Here is a 20,318-nt window from a genome sequence, read left to right as displayed (position 1 = left end):
TGTAATTTTGTAGTACTATTATGTAGTACTATTATAAAAAAAATACAATGTTAAAGAAAAGTAGTGCGTTACAACAAATACAAAAAGTATGTTATTTTTTTGTTTTAATTTCGATATTGGGTTGTAGTTCAGAAGATTCGAATGAAGAACAGAAGACTGTAGAATTGAGTTTATCTTCAGTTTCTGAATTTTCTGCAACTGAAGAGACAAAACCACTAAGCGTAACAGCAAATTCATATTGGTATACAGAGAATAATAATGAATGGATTACTCTTACTCCTACTAACGGAACCAATAATGGTACAATAAATATTACTGTGTATTCAAACCCAACTGAAGCTGCACGCATTGGCACAATTAGTGTTTTAAGTGGTGATGTGTCAAGAGATTTAACCATTACTCAGGCGGGAAAAGCACCAGGTGCAGCAGGCTTAGATCCCGATAAAGCACCTTCAGAAAATTTTGATTTATCTACATGGAATTTAAGTATCCCTGAAGACAGAGGCAATGGCACATCAACAAATATTACGGTGGCGCAACTCAATAACAAGTACCAAAATAGCAAATACTTTTATACAGCCGATGACGGTGGAATGGTATTTAAGTGTCCTGTTGATGGCTTTAAAACATCCACAAATACAAGTTATACCCGTGTAGAATTTCGTGAAATGTTAAGAGGAACAAATACAAGCATAAAAACACAAGGTGTTAATAAAAATAATTGGGTATTTGGAACAGCACCAGCTGCAGATAAAAATGCTGCCTATGGTTACGATGGAGAAATGAATGCCACGGTGGCTGTAAATTACGTTACTACAACAGGTAGCAGCAGTCAGGTAGGAAGGGTAATTATAGGTCAAATTCACGCAAATGATGATGAGCCCATCAGGCTTTATTACAGAAAACTACCAGAAAACACCTTAGGATCTATCTATTTTGCACACGAACCTACCGATGGTAACGGTAGCGAACAGTGGCATGAAATGATTGGTTCTAGAAGTAGCAGTGCGCCAAATCCTGCTGACGGGATAGCGCTTAATGAAAAATTTAGTTATAGAATTAAGGTAGTAGGCGATTTGCTAACGGTTATTATTTTTAGAGAAGGAAAGGCCAACGTAGTAAAAACTGTTAACATGGTTAATAGCGGCTATAATGTTGGTGGGCAATACATGTATTTTAAAGCAGGAGTTTACAATCAAAATAATTCGGGCGAAGGTGATGATTATGTCCAAGCTACGTTCTATGCTCTAGATAAATCGCATACAGTAAACTAGCAAGAGATACCTTAAAATATTTATATTAGCATCATGCTATCCAAAAAAACTAAATATGGCCTTAAGGCGCTAACTTATATTGCTAGAAGCGAAGAGGATGCTCCCGTTCAAGTAAGTGCTATTGCTAAAAATGAAAATATCCCTCAAAAATTTTTGGAGAGCATACTGCTTACATTACGAAAAGCAGGTATCTTAGGTTCTAAAAAAGGAAAACATGGAGGTTATTATCTTCGCTATGAACCTTCGGAAATTAAAATGACAGATGTAATGCGGGTTTTGGAAGGCCCAATAGCTATGGTGCCTTGTGTAAGCTTAAATTATTACGAAAAATGCGATGACTGTCCAGATGAGCACAAATGTAGCGTGCATAAGTTGATGGTTGAGGTACGCGATAGCACGCTTAAAGTATTAAGAAATACCTCTTTAGCAGATTTATCTAACATCGATTTATAAAAGATTCGTAAAATAAACTCTATTTTAAAAGAATTTTCTAGCCTATACACTTAAAATATTCCATTTTACTAAAAAGTTTCCAATTCCCTTTTTAGTCTAATAAAAAGTTTTACTTTTGTAATCCCTACTAAATTGATAGGATTAATATAAAATAACGACAAATGATTGCGCAAATGTTATTAAAGAGTAAAGAAAAGTCTACTTATAAAGAAGATAGTGTTGGAGAAAAACCAATACGAAGCGTTGCTAAGGCTTTGAGTTGGAGGGTTGTAGGTACTTTAGATACATTAATAGTTTCTTATGTGCTAACAGGGCGAATATCGCTAGCGGCATCTATTGCTTCTGTAGATTTCTTAACCAAATTGGTTTTATACTTTTTTCACGAGCGTATTTGGAATGTTATTAAATGGGGAAAATAAACAGATAGAACAATGTTTACAGAACGTCAAATAGAAGAATTAAACAAAAGCTTTGAAAAAGCAACGCCATCTGAGATTATCCAGAAGGCTTTTCAACTTAACGATAATGCAGTGGTTACCACAAATTTTAGACCATACGAAGCCGCAATTTTACATGCCGTAAGTAAGGTAGAAGCTAAAATTCCTGTGGTTTGGTGCGATACAGGTTACAATACACCGCAAACCTATAAGCATGCAGAACAAGTTATTAAAGATTTAAATTTAAATGTGTTTTTGTATGTGCCAAAGCAAACATCTGCACATCGCGATGTGGTTATGGGTATTCCAACTGTTGATGCTCCAGAACACGCTTTATTTACAGAACAAGTAAAATTAGAGCCTTTTAAACGCGCTATGGACGAGCACAAACCAAATGTATGGTTTACCAACTTACGACAAGGGCAAACTGCATTTAGAAACAGCATTGGTATTTTTAGCTTAAGTAAAGATGGCGTGTTAAAGGTGAGTCCGTTTTATTATTGGTCCGATGAAAAATTAGACACATACTTAAAGGAGCATAACTTGCCAAACGAGTTTAAATATTTCGATCCAACAAAAGCATTAGAGAATAGAGAGTGTGGTTTACACGCCTAATGCAGTTAGTAGTTAGTAGTGGCAGTAAAAAGAGGAACAGATAAGAAATTAAAATAGAACAATAAATCTCTTACTTCGCCCGAGTAAGAATTTCCCGCCCTAAGCGGGATTAGGAGGGGCTTTTTATTATGAAGAAAGACACATCACATATCAATTCACTAGAAAACGAAGCGATATACATAATGAGGGAAGTAGCAGCACAGTTTGAAAAACCAGTGTTGTTGTTTTCAGGAGGAAAAGATTCAATTACTTTGGTAAGATTAGCTGTTAAAGCATTTTACCCTGCCAAAGTGCCGTTTCCATTAATGCATATAGATACTGGGCACAATTTCCCAGAGACTATAGAATTTAGAGATCGCTTGGTAAAAGAACTTGGTTTGGAATTAATAGTTCGTAATGTTCAAGATTCTATTGATGAAGGTAAGGTAAAAGAAGAATCGGGGCGTTATGCCAGTAGAAACATGTTGCAAACTACCACACTTTTAGATGCTATTGAAGAATTTAAATTTGATGCATGTATAGGAGGCGCGCGTCGAGATGAAGAAAAGGCCAGAGCCAAAGAACGTATTTTTTCTGTACGGGACGATTTTGGGCAATGGGATGAAAAAAACCAACGTCCAGAGCTATTTGATATGCTGAACGGTGAGATAGAACATGGACAAAACGTACGTGTATTCCCTATTTCAAACTGGACAGAATTAGATGTTTGGTCTTACATAGAAAAAGAAAATATTGAAATTCCTTCAATCTATTTTGCCCACAAACGTAAAGTATTCTTAAGGGACGGGTTAATTTGGGCTGCCGATGATGAGGTAGTTTATAGAGACGACCATGAAGAAGTGATTGAAGAAATGGTGCGTTTTAGAACCGTTGGCGATATGAGTTGTACAGCAGCAGTATTATCAAAGGCAGAAACAATTGATAAGGTTGTTGAGGAAATTAGGGATTCAACCATTTCAGAACGTGGCGCACGTATAGACGATAAACGCTCTGAGGCAGCCATGGAAAAACGTAAACAACAGGGGTACTTTTAAAATTTTCTTTTGAAAATTTTGCCTTTAGCTTTCGGCGTTTAGCCTTTAGCAAAACTAAAAAGAATTTAAAATAAGGTGTTTGGAATTAGCAAATAGCTAAAAGCCAATAGCCAACAGCCGATAAAAAATGGAAGTATTAAAAATTGCAACAGCAGGAAGTGTAGACGATGGAAAAAGTACGTTAATAGGTCGTATTCTTTATGATACAAAATCCTTAACTACCGATAAGTTAGAAGCTATAGAAAAAACAAGTAAACAACGCGGATACGATTACTTAGATTTCTCGTTAGCAACCGATGGTTTGGTGGCCGAAAGAGAGCAAGGTATCACCATTGATGTGGCACATATTTATTTTTCTACTAAGAAAAAAAGTTACATCATTGCCGATACTCCGGGTCATGTAGAATACACGCGTAATATGGTTACAGGTGCTTCCACATCACAAGCATCAATTATATTAATTGATGCCAGAAAAGGTGTGATAGAGCAAACCAATCGTCATTTTTTCATCAATAATTTATTAAGGATTAAAGACGTTGTGGTTGCCATTAATAAAATGGATTTAGTTGATTATTCAGAAGAAGTTTACAATAAAATAAAGGCCGATTTCTCTGAATTAATGAGCAAACGAGATTACCAAGACCAAAAAATAACTTTTATTCCCGTAAGTGCTTTAAAGGGTGATAATGTTGTGAATAAATCTGATAAAATGCCTTGGTATAAGGGCGAGGCCTTGTTAGAGCATTTAGAGCAATTGGATAAAAAAGATATTTTTAATGTAGGTACACCACGTTTTCCCGTGCAATATGTTATTCGCCCAAAAACTGAAGAATTTCACGATTACAGAGGGTATGCAGGTAAGGTTTATGGTGGCGATTTAAGCGTAGGAGACGATATTATTGTGTTGCCTTCAAAAACTCGCTCCAAGATAAAGGATATTTATTTCTATGATGAGAAGTACGAAACGGCTTCAAGACGCTCTTCGGTTACCATCACTTTGGAAAACGATATTAACGTAAGTCGTGGCGATATGATTGTAAAAGAAGGCGATTTACCAACTATAGATAAGCAATTTACAGCCAATGTATGTTGGATGGATACAAACCAATTAACACCAGGTGGCAAGTACGTGGTGCAGCATGGTATTAATAAGGTGTTGGCCAAAGTGGAACGTATTAATCATAAAATCAATCCAGATTATTCGGGGTTTGAAAAGGATGTTACAGGGTTGGGGATTAATGATATTGCTTCGGTAACGTTCAAATTAAACAAGCCAATTTTTTACGATCAATTCAAAAATCATAGAACAAACGGGTCGTTTATTATTATCGATACACAATCAAATAACACGGTAGGGGCTGGATTTATTCAGTAAGCACCCTGTCCCGATAGCTATCGGGACCCGAAGGGAAACTAGTAGGTTTGTAAAAAAAAACTAGAACAACACACAAGATTTTTATTCAAGTTACAAAAGGGCTAAGTAAAAATCTTGAAGCTATAAAAAAGAAAAGTTTAACTAAAAAACACCCAGTAAAGAGCTCCTCCCCTTGGGGAGGTCGGGAGGGGAACATGCAAAGTTTTAGAACAGAAATAGAAAATCCAATTGTTGAAAAGGACATCGTTGAATTAGCTAATAAAATAGAGCTTTTTCATAATGGAAAAATTGACGAAGAAAAATTTAGAAGTTTGCGTTTAGCCCGCGGGGTTTACGGTCAGCGTCAAGAAGGCGTACAAATGATTCGTATAAAATTACCTTACGGAAAGGTTAAGAGCAATCAGTTACATAGAATATCTGATGTTTCAGATGAATATTCTAGAGGCAGATTGCACATAACAACACGTCAAGATATTCAAATTCACTATGTAGATTTAAACAGAACGCCAGAGCTTTGGGCAGAGTTAGAGCGTGATGATGTTACGCTTCGCGAAGCCTGTGGAAATACAGTGCGTAATGTAACGGCAAGTGAAACAGCGGGAATCGATGTTAACGAACCGTTTGATGTGTCTCCATACGCAGATGCCTTGTTTAAATTCTTTTTACGAAACCCAATTTGTCAAGAAATGGGTCGTAAATTCAAGGTGTCTTTTTCAGCTTCAGATGAAGATACGGGGTTGTCGTACATGCACGATTTAGGTTTTATTGCGAAAATAAAGGATGGCGTTCGTGGTTTTAAGGTAATGATTGGTGGTGGCTTAGGCTCACAACCACGACATGCCGATGTGTTATATGATTTTATTGAAACAGATAAGATTATTCCAGTAATGGAAGGTGTTTTAAGAATTTTCGACCGTCATGGTGAGCGTAAAAGTCGCGCTAAGGCAAGAATGAAATTCTTAATTAAAGATATAGGTTTAGAAGCGTTTAAAGCATTGGTTGAAGAAGAACAGAAGGCTATAGAATTTAAGTCTGTAGCCATTGATGCTGATGCGTATGTAGCGCCAACACCAGTTGAAATCACTGAAATTCCAGAGGTAACCATTAAAGACCAAAAAGCTTTTGAAACTTGGAAATCTACAAACCTCATTCCTCAAAAACAGGAGGGTTATGTAGCCATAGGTATTAAAGTATTATTAGGCGATTTTTATACCGATAAAGCACGACTATTGGCAGATTTGGTAGAAAATTATGCTGCAGGTGAAATTCGTTTATCCTTGCGTCAAAATATTCTAATTCCTTTTGTTAAGGAAGACTTAGTGCCTTTTTTCTATCAAGAACTGGAAAAATTAGGATTTGTAGAAGCAGGTTATAATAAGGCTGTTGATATTACCGCATGTCCTGGAACAGATACCTGTAATTTAGGAATAGCAAGTAGTACAGGTATTACCGATGAGTTAGAACGTGTTATTAAGGCAGAATACCCACAGTATTTAAATAACGACGATTTGGTGATTAAAATAAGTGGATGTATGAATGCTTGCGGACAGCATAATATGGCAAATATTGGCTTTCAAGGTATGTCGGTACGTACACCAGATAAATTGGTGGCACCAGCATTACAAGTGTTACTTGGTGGTGGAAACTTAGGCGATGGCAATGGTGTGTTTGCAGATAAAGTTGTAAAAGTACCTAGCAGAAGAGGCCCCGAGGCTTTACGCCGAATTTTAGATGATTATGAGGCCAACGCTAACGGAAAACTATTTGTAGAGTATTACAAGGAAAAGGGAGAAAAATATTTTTACGATGTGCTTCAAGATTTGCAAGATGTTTCCAATTTAACAGAAATTGATTTTGTAGACTGGGGAACTGATGAAAAATATGTAAAAGAAATTGGTATAGGTGAATGTGCAGGTGTGGTTATCGATTTAATTGCAACCTTATTCTTAGAAAGTGAAGAGAAGATTGAAAATGCTCAGGAATCCTTTAATAATAAGGTGTATTCAAATGCAATTTATCATGCATACAGTTCTTTGGTTAATTCAGCAAAAGCATTATTATTGGCTGAAAACAAGAAAACAAACACGCATGCTGGAATTATAAGTCAGTTCGACGAGTTATTTGTAGCAAGTGGAAAAATAGATTTAGGGGTGTCGTTTTCAGAATTGATATATCAAATTAATAAATTTGTACCAACTGAAGCGTTTGCATCAAAATATATTGAGAATGCTAATGAGTTTTTGGTAAAAGTTAGAGCGTTTAGAGAGGCACAAACGCAACCAGAAAAGAAAGCAGTTTAAAATTTATTTCATCTTAGATGAAATATAAAAATGAATAAGAAAAACGTAAATATAGATATAGTGCATCCAATTTCCCCTTCAGGGGTTAGGGGAATACTTACTGTTGTAGGTGCTGGTCCAGGCGACGAAGATTTAATTACCCTTAAGGCAATTAAGGCTATTAAATCTGCAAATGTTATCCTGTACGATGCGCTCATTAACGAAGCTTTACTAAATTATGCGACTGACGATACAGAGCTTATTTTTGTAGGGAAACGCAAGGGGTGTTATGCATTTCAGCAAGAACAAATCAATGAGCTCATCGTGGCTAAAGCCAAGGAAAAAGGGCATGTAGTACGATTAAAAGGTGGCGACCCATTTGTGTTTGGTAGAGGTGCAGAAGAGATAGACTATGTACGCCAATTTGGATTACAAACCTTCGTGGTGCCAGGTATCTCATCGGCTATAGCAGTACCTGCGTACCAAGGCATTCCACTAACAAAACGTGGGGCGTCAGAAAGTTTTTGGGTAATTACAGGTACCACAAAGCAGCATCAACTATCAAATGATGTGGCATTGGCTGCAAAATCTACAGCAACGGTTGTTATTTTAATGGGGATGGGTAAATTGGCTGAAATCGTTCAAACTTTTTCAAAAGAAAACAAGCAAGATACAGCTATTGCAATCATTCAGAATGGAACAAGAGATAATGAAAATGTTGGTATAGGTACAATTAGTACAATTGAAAAAATAGTTAGCGAAAAACAATTAGCAAACCCAGCAATTATTATCATAGGTGATGTGGTTAAGGAAAGAGCAGTATTAAGTTCAATTTATAGTGAAGTTACACGTTCAGAATAAATAATTAAGATGGATTATAAAAAGGAGCGTTTCAATAGTCAAGTTCCCCCTTTGGGGGCTAAGGGGGCTGAACGTAATAATTTGTACCCTATTTTTTTGAAAGCTAAAAGCTTAAATGTATTGATAGTTGGAGGTGGAAATGTAGCTGAAGAAAAATTAACGTTCTTATTAAAATCTAGTCCAGATGCGCATGTTACCATGGTATCGCCTATGTTTAGGGAAGGCACTAAAACGTTAGCCGAAAAAGGTTGTGTAACATTAGTTGAAGATGTTTACAAAAAAAAATATTTAATTGGCAAGCATATGGTTGTGGCTACGACAGATAAACCAGACGTAAATGTTCAGATTTGGAAAGATTGTCGTGCAGAAGCAAAATTAGTAAATGTAGCCGATAATCCGCCATATTGCGATTTTTATATGGGTGGTATTGTAACAAAAGGCAATGTTAAAGTGGCTATTAGTACCAATGGAAAATCGCCAACAACAGCAAAACGTTTACGCCAGTTTTTTGAGGATGTTATTCCAGAAAATGTAGACGATTTGGTTAAAAATTTAAATGAATATAGAAAAACAATAAAAGGTGATTTCGAAGAAAAAGTGGAAACACTTAACGAGTTCACAAAAGGATTAATACAAAAAAGAGAATCATAACATGATTAAGACCGACATACTTATCATAGGCGCAGGACCAACAGGTTTATTTACAGTATTTGAAGCAGGATTATTAAAATTAAAATGCCATTTAATTGATGCATTGCCACAACCAGGTGGACAATGCTCGGAGATTTATCCGAAAAAACCAATTTATGATATTCCGGGGTTTCCAGAAATTTTAGCTGGAGATTTAACCAGAAATCTATTAGAACAAGGCAAACAATTCGAGCCTGGTTTTACCTTAGGCGAACGTGCCGAAACTATAGAAAAACAAGACGATGGTTCTTTTGTTGTAACAACCAATAAAGGTACAAAACACCATGCGCCAGTAGTTGCCATTGCCGGTGGTTTGGGCTCTTTTGAACCTAGAAAACCAGCTATTGAAGGTATTGCCGATTATGAAGATAATGGTGTGGAGTATATTATTAAAGATCCAGAATTTTACAGAGGCAAAAAAGTTGTAATTTCTGGAGGTGGCGATTCTGCTTTAGATTGGAGTATCTTTTTAGCCGATGTAGCTTCTGATGTAACTTTAATTCATAGAAGAAACGAATTTAGGGGTGCTTTAGATTCTGTTGAAAAGGTAAGAGAGCTTACCCAAGAAGGCAAAATTAAGCTGGTAACGCCTGCCGAAGTAACAGAGTTGCACGGTGAGGGTAAAATTGAAGCAGTAACTTATGTAAGGGAAGGAGAAGCTACTAAAATAGAAACCGACCATTTTATACCTTTATTTGGGTTGTCCCCAAAATTAGGGCCAATTGCAAATTGGGGCTTAGAGATTGAAAAAAATGCCATAAAGGTTGATAATTCGTTAAATTATCAAACTAACATCCCTGGGATTTTTGCCATTGGCGACGTAAATACTTATCCAGAAAAATTAAAATTAATTTTATGTGGTTTCCACGAGGCTACTTTAATGTGTCAAGCAGCTTACAGAATTATAAACCCGGGTAAAAAATATGTGTTAAAATACACAACTGTAAGTGGTATTGATGGTTTTGATGGGTCTCGTAAAGAAGCACCAAAGGCGGTTGTACAGGCTATTAACTAGCATATTATTGTAAATTTTATATGTTGCTAAAACCCTGTGAGGTATGGAGTACACAAATTGGCTTAAGTAGAGGTTTAATAAATGACTTATACAGATAGGTGCATTAGGGATTGAAATGACATCCTTTTTTAGTGCCAGTTCGAGTAAATTTGTGAAGCATGAGCAAATTTATATCGAGAACAAACTAAAAAAGATATAATGGAAAGCCCGACCCGATAGGGGAATGCCATAAACCATACAATAAATAGATAATCCTGCAAGGTTTAAAAGCCTTGTAGGATTTAATGTTTCATAAAAGCGGTATTTACAAGGATAAGTTTTACTTTTATGGACTGAAATTTTAAACAAATAACTGCATGAAAAGTTATAACGTTTGCTTAAAAGATACAGTAAAGATATTCACCAAAAGGTTGTTCTATTCTTTGTTCGATTGTGAACAAGAGGAAGTGCATGGCGATTACCTTGAAGAAACGTTTCTTAAAATTCTTACGGCTTTAGATATTGATAATGGAGGCCACATTTGGAAAAATTTTAAGGAAGAACTGCCCGAGATTAGAAAAAAGCTTGATTTAGATGCCATAGCCTTTGAAAAAAACGATCCAGCTTCTCATTGTTTAGAAGAAATTTATTTGGCCTACCCGGGGTTTCATGCTATTTCAATCTACAGGTTGAGTCATGCGTTATATAAATTAAATGTTCATATACTTCCACGAATGATGACGGAGTATATTCATGGCATTACAGGTATAGATATTCACCCTGGAGCAACCATTGGCGAATCGTTTTATATAGATCACGGTACCGGTATTGTAATTGGCGAGACCTCTATTATTGGTCATCATGTAAAGATTTATCAAGGCGTTACGTTAGGCGGTATATCAGTATCAAAAAGTTTAGCAAAAACTAAACGACACCCAACTATAGAAGATGGCGTATGCATTTATGCCAACGCTACAATTTTAGGTGGCGATATCGTAATTGGCGCAAACAGCATTATTGGTGCTAACGTTTGGATTACAGAATCTGTTCCAGAAGAATCGTTAGTAACCTATCAAACAGAAATAAAAATAAGACCAAAGAAAAATGGAATTCGAAAATAGTATTATTGGTCAAATAGGTAACACACCACTTGTAGAAGCAACACATCTTATTAATAAAAAAGGTGTGAGATTGTTTTTAAAGTTAGAAGGTAATAACCCTGGTGGCAGTGTAAAAGATAGGCCAGCTTTTAACATGATTAATGAAGCATTAAAGCGTGGCGATGTAAAAAAAGGCGGCACTTTAGTTGAAGCCACCAGCGGCAATACAGGAATTGCCTTGGCATTTATAGCTAAACTTTTAGGATTGAATATGGTATTGATTATGCCTGAAAATTCTACTGAAGAACGCGTTAAAACCATGCGGGCTTATGGTGCTGAGGTTATTTTAACACCTGCCGATATTGGTATTGAAGGCTCTAGGGACTTGGCTTTTAAACTTAGGGATGAAAAAGGATATGTACTTTTAAATCAGTTTGAAAATGATGATAATTGGAAAGCACATTATAAAACCACAGGACCAGAAATTTGGCGCGATACCGAAGGTAAGATTACACATTTTGTAGCCACAATGGGTACAACGGGCACCATTATGGGAACGTCTCGTTTTTTGAAAGAACAAAATCCAGACATTACTATAGTAGGGGCACAACCTGCCGATGGTGCTAAAATTCCCGGTATTAGAAAATGGTCGCCAGAATATGTGCCAAAGTTTTTTGAACGTTCTAGGGTAGATGTTGTTATAGATGTATCGGAACAAGATGCCAAAGAAACAACCATAAAATTAGCTAAGGAAGAAGGCATTTTTGCAGGCATGAGTAGTGGAGGTTCTATGTATTGTGCTTTAAAAACAGCCGAACAAATTGATGAAGGCGTTATTGTTGCAATTATTTGCGATAGGGGCGATAGGTATTTGTCGTCTACTTTATTTGAGTAAATAAGACTCCTACAAGGTTTCAAAAACCTTGTAGGTATTAAAAATTTAAAAATGTCAGATATAAGAGAAGTTTTAAAGGAGCGAATTTTAGTTTTAGATGGTGCCATGGGTACCATGCTACAGGCTTATAAATTCACAGAGGAGGATTTTAGGGGCGAACGCTTTAAAGATTATCCAACACCATTACAGGGTAATAACGATTTATTGTCTATCACTCAGCCAGAAGCCATAAAAACCATTCACGGAAAGTATTTTGAAGCTGGAGCTGATATTGTGGAAACCAATACGTTTTCGGGTACTACCATAGCCATGGCAGATTACCAAATGGAAGATCTGGTTTATGAATTAAACTACCAATCTGCTAAAATAGCTAAAGAAGTGGCTGATGAGTTTACAGCAAAAGAACCACACAAACCAAGATTTGTTGCGGGTTCTATGGGGCCAACAAACCGTACAGCAAGTATGTCGCCTGATGTAAACGACCCTGGTTATCGTGCCGTAACATTTGATGAATTACGAATTGCTTACAAACAACAGGCAGAAGCTCTAGTTGATGGTGGTGTAGATATATTATTGGTTGAAACAGTGTTTGATACCTTAAACGCAAAAGCAGCATTATTTGCCATAGAGCAGGTAAAAGAAGAGCGCGGTATAGATATTCCAATTATGTTAAGCGGCACCATTACAGATGCTTCTGGACGCACATTATCTGGACAAACCGCCGAAGCCTTTTTAATTTCGGTATCCCATATTCCATTATTAACCATTGGTTTTAATTGTGCTTTGGGCGCCAATTTATTGCAGCCACATTTAGAGGCGATAGCTAATAAAACAGAGTTTGGTATTTCAGCACACCCCAATGCAGGTTTACCAAATGCCTTTGGAGAGTACGATGAATCCCCTGAGGAAATGGGTGAGCAAATAGAAGAATATCTAAAGAAAAATTTAATTAATATTATTGGTGGTTGTTGTGGCACAAGTCCGGAGCATATTCGTGTAATAGCAAATATTGCAGCAAAATATAAACCACGTACTGTCATTCAGAACGAAGTGAAGAATCTCATAAATTGAAGTTATGATTCTAGAAGTAACCATATTAAATATCAAAGCAGGTCTTTCTGATGAATTTGAAATCAATTTTCAAAAGGCTAAAAAGATCATATCTTCAATAAAAGGTTACATTTTGCATCAACTGAAAAAGTGTATAGAGAAAGAAAATAAACATATATTATTAGTAAACTGGGAAACAATTGAAGACCATGAAATTGGATTTCGGAAGACAGGTGAATATCAAGAATGGAAAGCATTACTGCACCATTTTAATGACCCGTTTTCAGCAGTTAAAGCATTATAAATAAAAGATAAATCTGCATTAGTCCCGCCCAAGGCGGGATTGGGAGAGGCTTATGAAAATAAAACAAACGAAATACATGAAATTGTCTGGTTTAGAACCTTTGGTTTTAAATGAAAACAGCAATTTTATAAATGTAGGAGAGCGTACTAACGTAGCAGGTTCTCGAAAATTTTTACGATTAATTAAAGAAGAGAAATTTGATGAAGCTCTAGATATTGCACGCCATCAGGTAGACGGTGGTGCGCAAATAATCGATATTAATTTTGATGACGGACTTATAGACGGGAAAGAGGCTATGGTGAAGTTTTTAAACCTTATTGCTGCCGAACCTGATATTTGTCGCGTACCCATCATGATAGATTCTTCCAAATGGGAAATTATTGAAGCTGGTCTTCAAGTGGTGCAAGGTAAATGTGTAGTGAATTCTATCTCTTTAAAAGAAGGTGAAGACAAGTTTATCTGGGAAGCCACTCAAATTAAGAGATATGGTGCTGCGGTAATTGTGATGGCTTTTGATGAGATTGGGCAAGCCGATAATTACGAAAGGCGTATTGAGATTGCAAAACGCTCTTACGATATTTTAGTAAACAAAGTAGGCTTTCCTTCCGAGGATATTATTTTCGATTTAAATATATTTCCTGTGGCTACAGGTATGGAAGAACACCGCAGAAATGCCATAGATTTTATAGAAGCCACACGTTGGGTTCGCGAAAATCTAGAGAATGTTTCTGTAAGTGGAGGTGTAAGTAACGTGTCTTTTTCGTTTAGAGGAAATAATGGTGTTCGTGAAGCGATGCACTCCGTATTTTTATACCATGCCATTCAAAATGGAATGAATATGGGTATTGTAAACCCTACAATGTTGGAAGTATATGATGATATTCCGAAGGATTTATTAGAACATGTAGAGGATGTAATACTAGACAGACGCGATGATGCTACAGAGCGCTTATTAGAATTTGCCGAAACCGTAAAAGGCTCTAAAGCCGAAAAAACGGTGGATTTATCGTGGCGCGAAAATGCCTTGCAAGATAGAATTACACATGCCCTGGTTAAAGGAATTGATGCGTTTATTATAGAAGATATAGAGCAAGCGCGACAAGAGGCCGAAAAACCTATTGATGTTATTGAAGGCCATTTAATGATAGGCATGAATGTGGTAGGCGATTTGTTTGGAGCTGGTAAAATGTTCCTGCCTCAGGTTGTAAAATCTGCCCGAGTAATGAAAAAGGCAGTGGCCTACTTAAATCCGTTTATTGAAGCTGAAAAAACCGATAAATCGGAGCCTGTTGGTAAAATACTAATGGCAACCGTAAAAGGAGATGTGCACGATATTGGTAAAAATATTGTGAGTGTAGTTTTAGCTTGTAATAATTACGAGATTGTAGATTTAGGCGTTATGGTGCCCCCTGAAAAAATTATTGAAACGGCTATAAGCGAACGTGTAGATGCCATTGGGTTATCGGGCTTAATTACACCATCACTTGATGAAATGGTGTATTTGGCAAAGGAAATGCAACGCCAGAATTTTGAATTGCCGTTGCTTATTGGTGGTGCAACAACATCAAAAGCTCACACAGCGGTTAAGATAGATACGCAATATAAAAATGCTGTAGTTCATGTAAATGATGCGTCTAGGGCAGTAACTGTAGTTGGTGATTTATTGAATAAAAAATCGTCTAGCGCCTATGTTGCAGAATTGAAAAAGAATTATGACGAATTTAGAACTAAGTTTTTAAAACGCGGTAAAGAGAAATCGTATATTTCAATTCATGAAGCGCGCCAAAGAAAGTACACAATAGATTGGGACACTTCTGAGATTGTAAAACCCAAGGCAATGGGAGTACAGGTTTTAAAACAATTAAGTTTAAAGGAACTGTTACCATTTATAGATTGGAGTCCGTTTTTTAGAAGTTGGGATTTACATGGCAAATATCCTGATATTTTAAAGGATGATGTTGTAGGGGAACAAGCAGTACAACTTTTTAATGATGCCCAAGAGATGGTGCAGCATATTATAGCTAAACAACTGTTAAAACCAAAAGCGGTATTTGGATTATTTGAAGCTAATACCATAAATGATGATGATATTTCTGTTCAGAAAAAAGGGGAAGAAATAGCAGTGTTTAGAACCTTACGCCAGCAATTAAAAAAACGCGAAGGTATTCCTAATATTGCTTTGGCAGATTTTATAGCACCAAAACATTCTGGTAAAACCGATTATGTAGGTGCGTTTTGCGTAGGTGTTTTTGGAGCTCAAGAGTTAGCAGATAGTTATAGGGAAAAGGAAGATGATTACAATGCCATTATGGTGCAAGCCATAGCCGATAGATTTGCGGAGGCTTTTGCGGAATATTTGCATAAAGATGTACGAACAAAACATTGGGGCTATGCCGAAAATGAGGATTTAAGTAATGCCGATTTAATTAAGGAAAGTTACAAGGGCATACGTCCTGCACCAGGATATCCTGCATGTCCTGATCATTTAGAAAAGGAAACGATTTGGGATTTACTAGAGGTTGAAAAATTAATAGGTGTAACGCTAACCGAAAGTTTAGCCATGTGGCCAGCGGCAGCAGTTTCGGGGTATTATTTTGCAAATCCCGAGGCGAAGTATTTTGGTTTGGGTAAAATAACAGACGACCAATTAACCGATTATGCTGTTAGAAAAGGTATTTCTAAAGAAAAAGCCAGAAAGTGGTTGCATCCTAATTTGGCGGAGTAGGTAGCTCCTCCTTCCCGATAGTTATCGGGATAGGAGAGGCTAGCGTTTGAGTGGCGCGTTAGGGATAGTAGTGGAAAGCCCACAGCGCAGCGAGGACTTGTAACGGATAGCCCGACCCGAAGCGATCCTGCAAGGTTTTTTTACCTTGTAGGTATGAGCGTAGGGTAACGTCCAAAAAATAATAATAATATTAACTAATTAAAAGTCCCCTTTTGGGGGTTTAGGGAATGAAAGTAACAGATCACATAAAAAATGCCAACGGAAAAACATTGTTTTCGTTTGAGGTTATACCACCTAAGAAGGGAAAGAATATTCAGGATTTATACAACAATATAGATCCGCTAATGGAATTTAAGCCACCTTTTATTGATGTTACTACCTCACGTGAGGAATATGTATATATAGATAGGGGCAACGGGCTTTTGGATAAACGTATTACACGCATGCGCCCAGGCACGGTGGGTATTTGTGCGTCTATTATGCATAAATATAATGTGGATGCAATACCCCATTTGTTATGTGGTGGTTTTACCAAAGAGGAAACGGAATATGTGCTGGTAGATTGCCATTATTTAGGGTTGGATAATGTTATGGCGCTTCGTGGCGACTCTATGAAAGAAGAAGCGTATTTTAAACCTTGTGAAGGTGGGCATGCCTATGCTAGCGAACTGGTGGCGCAAATAGCAAAACTAAACAGGGGTAAGTATTTGCACGACGATGTTGTGGTAGAAAGTAATTCTGATTTTTGTATAGGCGTAGCGGGTTACCCAGAAAAACATATGGAAGCCCCTTCTTTAATAACAGATTTAAAACGTTTAAAAGCCAAGGTTGATGCTGGCGCAGACTATGTGGTAACACAAATGTTTTTTGATAATAGTAAGTATTTTGAGTTTGTTAAGAAAGCAAGGGAGATAGGGATTGATGTGCCTATTATACCGGGTATTAAGCCTATTGCTGTAAAACGGCATTTACAGTTGTTGCCACAAGTATTTAAAATAGATTTACCACAGGATTTAATTGATGCTGTAGAGGCGTGTAAGGATAATAAAGCAGTGAGACAGGTTGGGATAGAGTTTGCCATACAACAGTCTAAGGAGTTGTTGGATTTTGGTGTTCCTGTATTGCATTACTATTCTATGGGGAAAAGCGATAATATAAAGGCAGTTGCCGAAGCATTGTTTTAAATATTCTATTACATTTGTTGTGTAAAACCCCAGAATGAAGTTTATCTACACCAGTGTATTTTGTTTTATTTGTGCATTTACCTTAGCACAAGATAAAACTAATACCTCTTATTTAGACTTTAATTATTTTAAAGGAAATATTGCTCTGCACAATAGCGATATTTTACATTTAATACAAGGCCATCCAGAAGGTTATATTTTAAGTTGGAATAAAAAAACATTTGGGTTTAAAGATTGGGAGCAACGCTATAATTATCCAGATTATGGTGTAACATATGCTTATCAAAACATGAAAAATCCAGTTTTGGGTTCGGTCTCTTCTCTATACGCACATTATAATTTTTATTTTTTTAAGCGTAACCTTATGTTTAGAATTGGTCAAGGTTTGGCATATGCTGAGGAGGCTTACAATAAAGATACTAATTTTAGAAATATAGCTTACGGTACACGGATAATGAGCAGCACGATTGTGATGCTAAGCTATAAGAAGGAACGTATTTTTGATAGGTTTGGTGTGCAAGCAGGTTTCTCTTTAATTCATTACTCTAATGCTAATGTTAAAGCACCAAATGCAAGTACCAATACTCTTGCGTTAAATTTAGGGCTTACATACAGTTTGGATGACGAGGATCCCGAATATCAATACACTTTAGATGATTCTGACAGAAAATTCAAGGAACCAATACGATACAATTTGGTATTTAGAAGTGGTATTAATGAGAGCGATATTGTTGGCAGTGGGCAGTTTCCGTTTTATGTAGTTTCCACATATGCAGATAAACGTATTAACCGCAAAAGTGCATTACAGTTTGGTGCAGATGTGTTTTTTTCAAATTTTTTAAAGGAACTTATTCATTTTAAAAGTGTGTCTTTTCCAGAGGAGAACGTTTCGGGAGAGGAAGATTATAAGCGCGTTGGTGTTTTTGCAGGTCATGAATTATTTATAAATAAAATGTCGTTGGTCACCCAGTTTGGGTATTACGTATATTACCCCTTTGATTTTGAAGGACGTACCTATTTACGTATTGGTTTAAAACGATATTTTACTAAAAATTGGTTTGGAGCGCTAACTTTAAAATCTCACGGAGCAAAGGCTGAGGCTGTTGCATTGGGAGTAGGTATTAGATTATGAAGTTATTAAAATACATAGCAGTTTTATTTTTAGTGTTTGCATGCGATAGTGAAAATGCTGGGGATTGTTTTCAGAAAGCTGGACAAATAGTGCAACAAGAAGTCTCTGTTTCAGCGTTTGATAAAATATTGGTAAATAGGGATATTGAGTTGATTGTAAAACAGGGGGCAATTCAAACCGTAGTTGTAGAGACTGGTGAAAATTTAATAAATGATATTACTGTTGAAGTTATTGAAAACAGATTGGTTTTAACAGATAATAACACATGTAACTATGTGCGGAATTACGGCATTACAAAAGTATATGTTACTTCGCCCAACATTACGGAAATTAGAAGTTCTACACAATACAATATAAGTTCTTATGGTGTTTTAACATACCCAAGCTTAACCATTTTATCTGAAGATTTTGGCGCGCCAGATACTTTTACCAGCGCTAACTTTAATTTAGAAATTGATAATAGTGATTTACGAATTGTATTTAACAATTTATCGAATGCTTTTATAAGCGGAAAAACCGATAATTTGAATATTACTTTCGCAGCAGGTACTTCGCGTTTTGAAGGACATAATTTAGTTGCTCAAAAAGTTAGGTTATGGAACAGAAGCTCAAACGATATGATAGTAAATGCACAACAAGAAATTACCGGTACAATTTCTGGTACCGGTAATGTTATTTGTGTTAGCAGACCTCCTGTTGTTGACGTTGATGAACTATATAAAGGACGACTCGTTTTTGAATAAGCTAACAGACTGTTTAGCAATTTCCAATTCTTCGTTAGTTGGAATTACCAATACTTTAACTTTCGCTGTTTCAGCACTTATATCATTCAACGCATCAGATCTTATTTGGTTCTTGTCGTCATCAATGGCTATTCCTAAATAGTCTAAATCCGTACAAACAAGTTTTCGCATTGGTGGAGAGTTTTCTCCAATACCAGCTGTAAATACAATAGCATCTAGTCCGTTCAAAATGGCAGCATAACTACCTATGTATTTTTTTATGCGGTAAGCACTCATTTCTAATGCTAACTTGCAGTCTTTATTCCCTTTTTCTGCTTCAGAAAGAATATCTCTTAAATCGCTAAATCCTGTTAAGCCTATCATGCCACTCTTTTTTTGAAGCATGGTATTTATCTCTTCTAAAGTGTAGTTGTATTTTTTTGCTAAATGAAAAATGATAGATTGATCGATATCTCCAGAGCGTGTACCCATTATCAATCCGTTTACAGGAGAAAACCCTAAAGAATGGTCTATACTTTTGCCATCCTTAACCGCAGTCATGCTACAACCATTACCTAAGTGTATGGTAATGATTTTAGAATGGTCTTTCCCTAAGTATTCAATAGCTTTTTCAGACACATATTTGTGGCTTGTACCATGAAATCCGTATAACCTAATACTATCTTCTTCAGAATATTTATTAGGAATGGCATATTTATACGCATATTCAGGGATACTTTGATGAAATGCCGTATCGAAAACAGCAACCTGTTTTGCATTAGGAAAAATAGTTTCTGCAACCTCTATACCTTCAAGGTTTGGCGGGTTGTGCAATGGCGCTAAAGATGATAAAGCTTTTATTTTTTCTTTAACCGTTTCAGTAATTTCGGTGGTATTACTAAAATATTTGCCACCATGCACTACACGATGCCCAACAATATCAATATCATCAGTAGATTTAATAATTCCTGTTTCTGTATCTAATAATTGTTTAGAAACAAGCTCTAGGCCTACTTTATGATTTGGAATAGGGGTAACTATTTCAATGGTGTTTTTTTCGGTTTTAAATTTAAATTTAGCATCTTCAAAACCAATACGTTCTATAATACCAGAGCATAAAATTTTAGCTTCTGGCATTAAAAATAATTGAAATTTTAACGATGAACTCCCTGAGTTTAAAACTAGTACTTGCAT

19 protein-coding genes are annotated in these 20,318 nt (G+C 36.3%); 18 read left to right on the top strand and 1 reads right to left on the bottom strand.

Translation table 11 applies throughout. The features are described from left to right. Positions 1-47: 47 nt before the first annotated feature. From CLV33_RS09930 to CLV33_RS09845, 18 genes are all read left to right on the top strand, one after another. Positions 48-1,274, top strand: a complete 1,227-nt coding sequence (locus tag CLV33_RS09930; RefSeq protein WP_105473774.1) for a polysaccharide lyase family 7 protein — start codon at positions 48-50, stop codon at positions 1,272-1,274. 33 nt (positions 1,275-1,307) lie between these two features. Beyond that, the gene (locus tag CLV33_RS09925; protein ID WP_045371087.1) at positions 1,308-1,727 is read left to right on the top strand and encodes an RrF2 family transcriptional regulator; all 420 of its coding nucleotides are present in this window, start codon (positions 1,308-1,310) and stop codon (positions 1,725-1,727) included. A gap of 161 nt (positions 1,728-1,888) precedes the next feature. After that, positions 1,889-2,146 carry a DUF2061 domain-containing protein gene (locus CLV33_RS09920; protein ID WP_042241706.1) on the top strand — a complete coding sequence of 86 codons (258 nt, stop codon included), beginning with the start codon at positions 1,889-1,891 and terminating at the stop codon, positions 2,144-2,146. Positions 2,147-2,158: 12 nt separating this feature from the next. Continuing rightward, positions 2,159-2,779: a phosphoadenosine phosphosulfate reductase domain-containing protein gene (locus CLV33_RS09915; protein ID WP_105473773.1), complete on the top strand. Its 621-nt coding sequence runs from the start codon at positions 2,159-2,161 to the stop codon at positions 2,777-2,779. A 128-nt stretch (positions 2,780-2,907) separates the two neighbouring features. Then, complete coding sequence (cysD, locus tag CLV33_RS09910; protein ID WP_105473772.1) at positions 2,908-3,813, top strand: sulfate adenylyltransferase subunit CysD; 906 nt, start codon at positions 2,908-2,910, stop codon at positions 3,811-3,813. 127 nt (positions 3,814-3,940) lie between these two features. Beyond that, the gene (locus CLV33_RS09905; RefSeq protein ID WP_042241714.1) at positions 3,941-5,188 is read left to right on the top strand and encodes a sulfate adenylyltransferase subunit 1; all 1,248 of its coding nucleotides are present in this window, start codon (positions 3,941-3,943) and stop codon (positions 5,186-5,188) included. A 194-nt stretch (positions 5,189-5,382) separates the two neighbouring features. Further along, positions 5,383-7,488, top strand: coding sequence for a HEPN domain-containing protein (locus CLV33_RS09900; RefSeq protein WP_105473771.1), 2,106 nt, complete (start codon positions 5,383-5,385; stop codon positions 7,486-7,488). Positions 7,489-7,518: 30 nt separating this feature from the next. Further along, positions 7,519-8,328, top strand: coding sequence for a uroporphyrinogen-III C-methyltransferase (cobA, locus tag CLV33_RS09895; RefSeq protein ID WP_105473770.1), 810 nt, complete (start codon positions 7,519-7,521; stop codon positions 8,326-8,328). 9 nt (positions 8,329-8,337) lie between these two features. Continuing rightward, positions 8,338-8,979 carry a precorrin-2 dehydrogenase/sirohydrochlorin ferrochelatase family protein gene (locus tag CLV33_RS09890; RefSeq protein WP_105473769.1) on the top strand — a complete coding sequence of 214 codons (642 nt, stop codon included), beginning with the start codon at positions 8,338-8,340 and terminating at the stop codon, positions 8,977-8,979. 1 nt (position 8,980) lies between these two features. Beyond that, entirely contained in the window at positions 8,981-10,033 is a 1,053-nt protein-coding gene (locus tag CLV33_RS09885; RefSeq protein ID WP_105473768.1) for an NAD(P)/FAD-dependent oxidoreductase, read from the top strand. Positions 10,034-10,389: 356 nt separating this feature from the next. Further along, positions 10,390-11,133 carry a serine O-acetyltransferase EpsC gene (gene epsC / locus CLV33_RS09880; protein WP_105473767.1) on the top strand — a complete coding sequence of 248 codons (744 nt, stop codon included), beginning with the start codon at positions 10,390-10,392 and terminating at the stop codon, positions 11,131-11,133. Beyond that, on the top strand, positions 11,117-12,007 hold the full coding sequence (cysM, locus tag CLV33_RS09875; RefSeq protein WP_105473766.1) for a cysteine synthase CysM: 891 nt from the start codon (positions 11,117-11,119) through the stop codon (positions 12,005-12,007). The genes epsC and cysM overlap by 17 nt, the downstream gene beginning before the upstream one ends. A gap of 51 nt (positions 12,008-12,058) precedes the next feature. Beyond that, complete coding sequence (locus CLV33_RS09870) at positions 12,059-13,078, top strand: homocysteine S-methyltransferase family protein (protein ID WP_105473765.1); 1,020 nt, start codon at positions 12,059-12,061, stop codon at positions 13,076-13,078. Between the two features lie 4 nt (positions 13,079-13,082). Then, positions 13,083-13,361 carry an antibiotic biosynthesis monooxygenase family protein gene (locus tag CLV33_RS09865; RefSeq protein WP_105473764.1) on the top strand — a complete coding sequence of 93 codons (279 nt, stop codon included), beginning with the start codon at positions 13,083-13,085 and terminating at the stop codon, positions 13,359-13,361. Between the two features lie 52 nt (positions 13,362-13,413). Continuing rightward, positions 13,414-16,086, top strand: coding sequence for a methionine synthase (gene metH, locus CLV33_RS09860; protein WP_105473763.1), 2,673 nt, complete (start codon positions 13,414-13,416; stop codon positions 16,084-16,086). 227 nt (positions 16,087-16,313) lie between these two features. Further along, a complete protein-coding gene (metF, locus tag CLV33_RS09855; RefSeq protein ID WP_105473762.1) occupies positions 16,314-17,270 on the top strand; it encodes a methylenetetrahydrofolate reductase [NAD(P)H] in 957 nt (318 codons plus the stop codon). 34 nt (positions 17,271-17,304) lie between these two features. Next, a complete protein-coding gene (locus CLV33_RS09850; protein WP_105473761.1) occupies positions 17,305-18,402 on the top strand; it encodes an acyloxyacyl hydrolase in 1,098 nt (365 codons plus the stop codon). Continuing rightward, the gene (locus CLV33_RS09845) at positions 18,399-19,145 is read left to right on the top strand and encodes a head GIN domain-containing protein (RefSeq protein ID WP_105473760.1); all 747 of its coding nucleotides are present in this window, start codon (positions 18,399-18,401) and stop codon (positions 19,143-19,145) included. Before CLV33_RS09850 ends, CLV33_RS09845 begins: the two co-directional genes overlap by 4 nt. Here CLV33_RS09845 and CLV33_RS09840 read toward each other — a convergent pair. Continuing rightward, positions 19,116-20,318, bottom strand: a complete 1,203-nt coding sequence (locus CLV33_RS09840; protein WP_105473759.1) for an acetate/propionate family kinase — start codon at positions 20,316-20,318, stop codon at positions 19,116-19,118. The two genes, CLV33_RS09845 and CLV33_RS09840, sit on opposite strands and share 30 nt — an antisense overlap.

The organism is Jejuia pallidilutea, from assembly GCF_002973595.1.
Classification (GTDB): domain Bacteria; phylum Bacteroidota; class Bacteroidia; order Flavobacteriales; family Flavobacteriaceae; genus Jejuia; species Jejuia pallidilutea.
The sequence above is the reverse complement of the archived record's forward strand: the minus strand, read 5'-3'. Positions and strand labels throughout refer to the sequence as shown.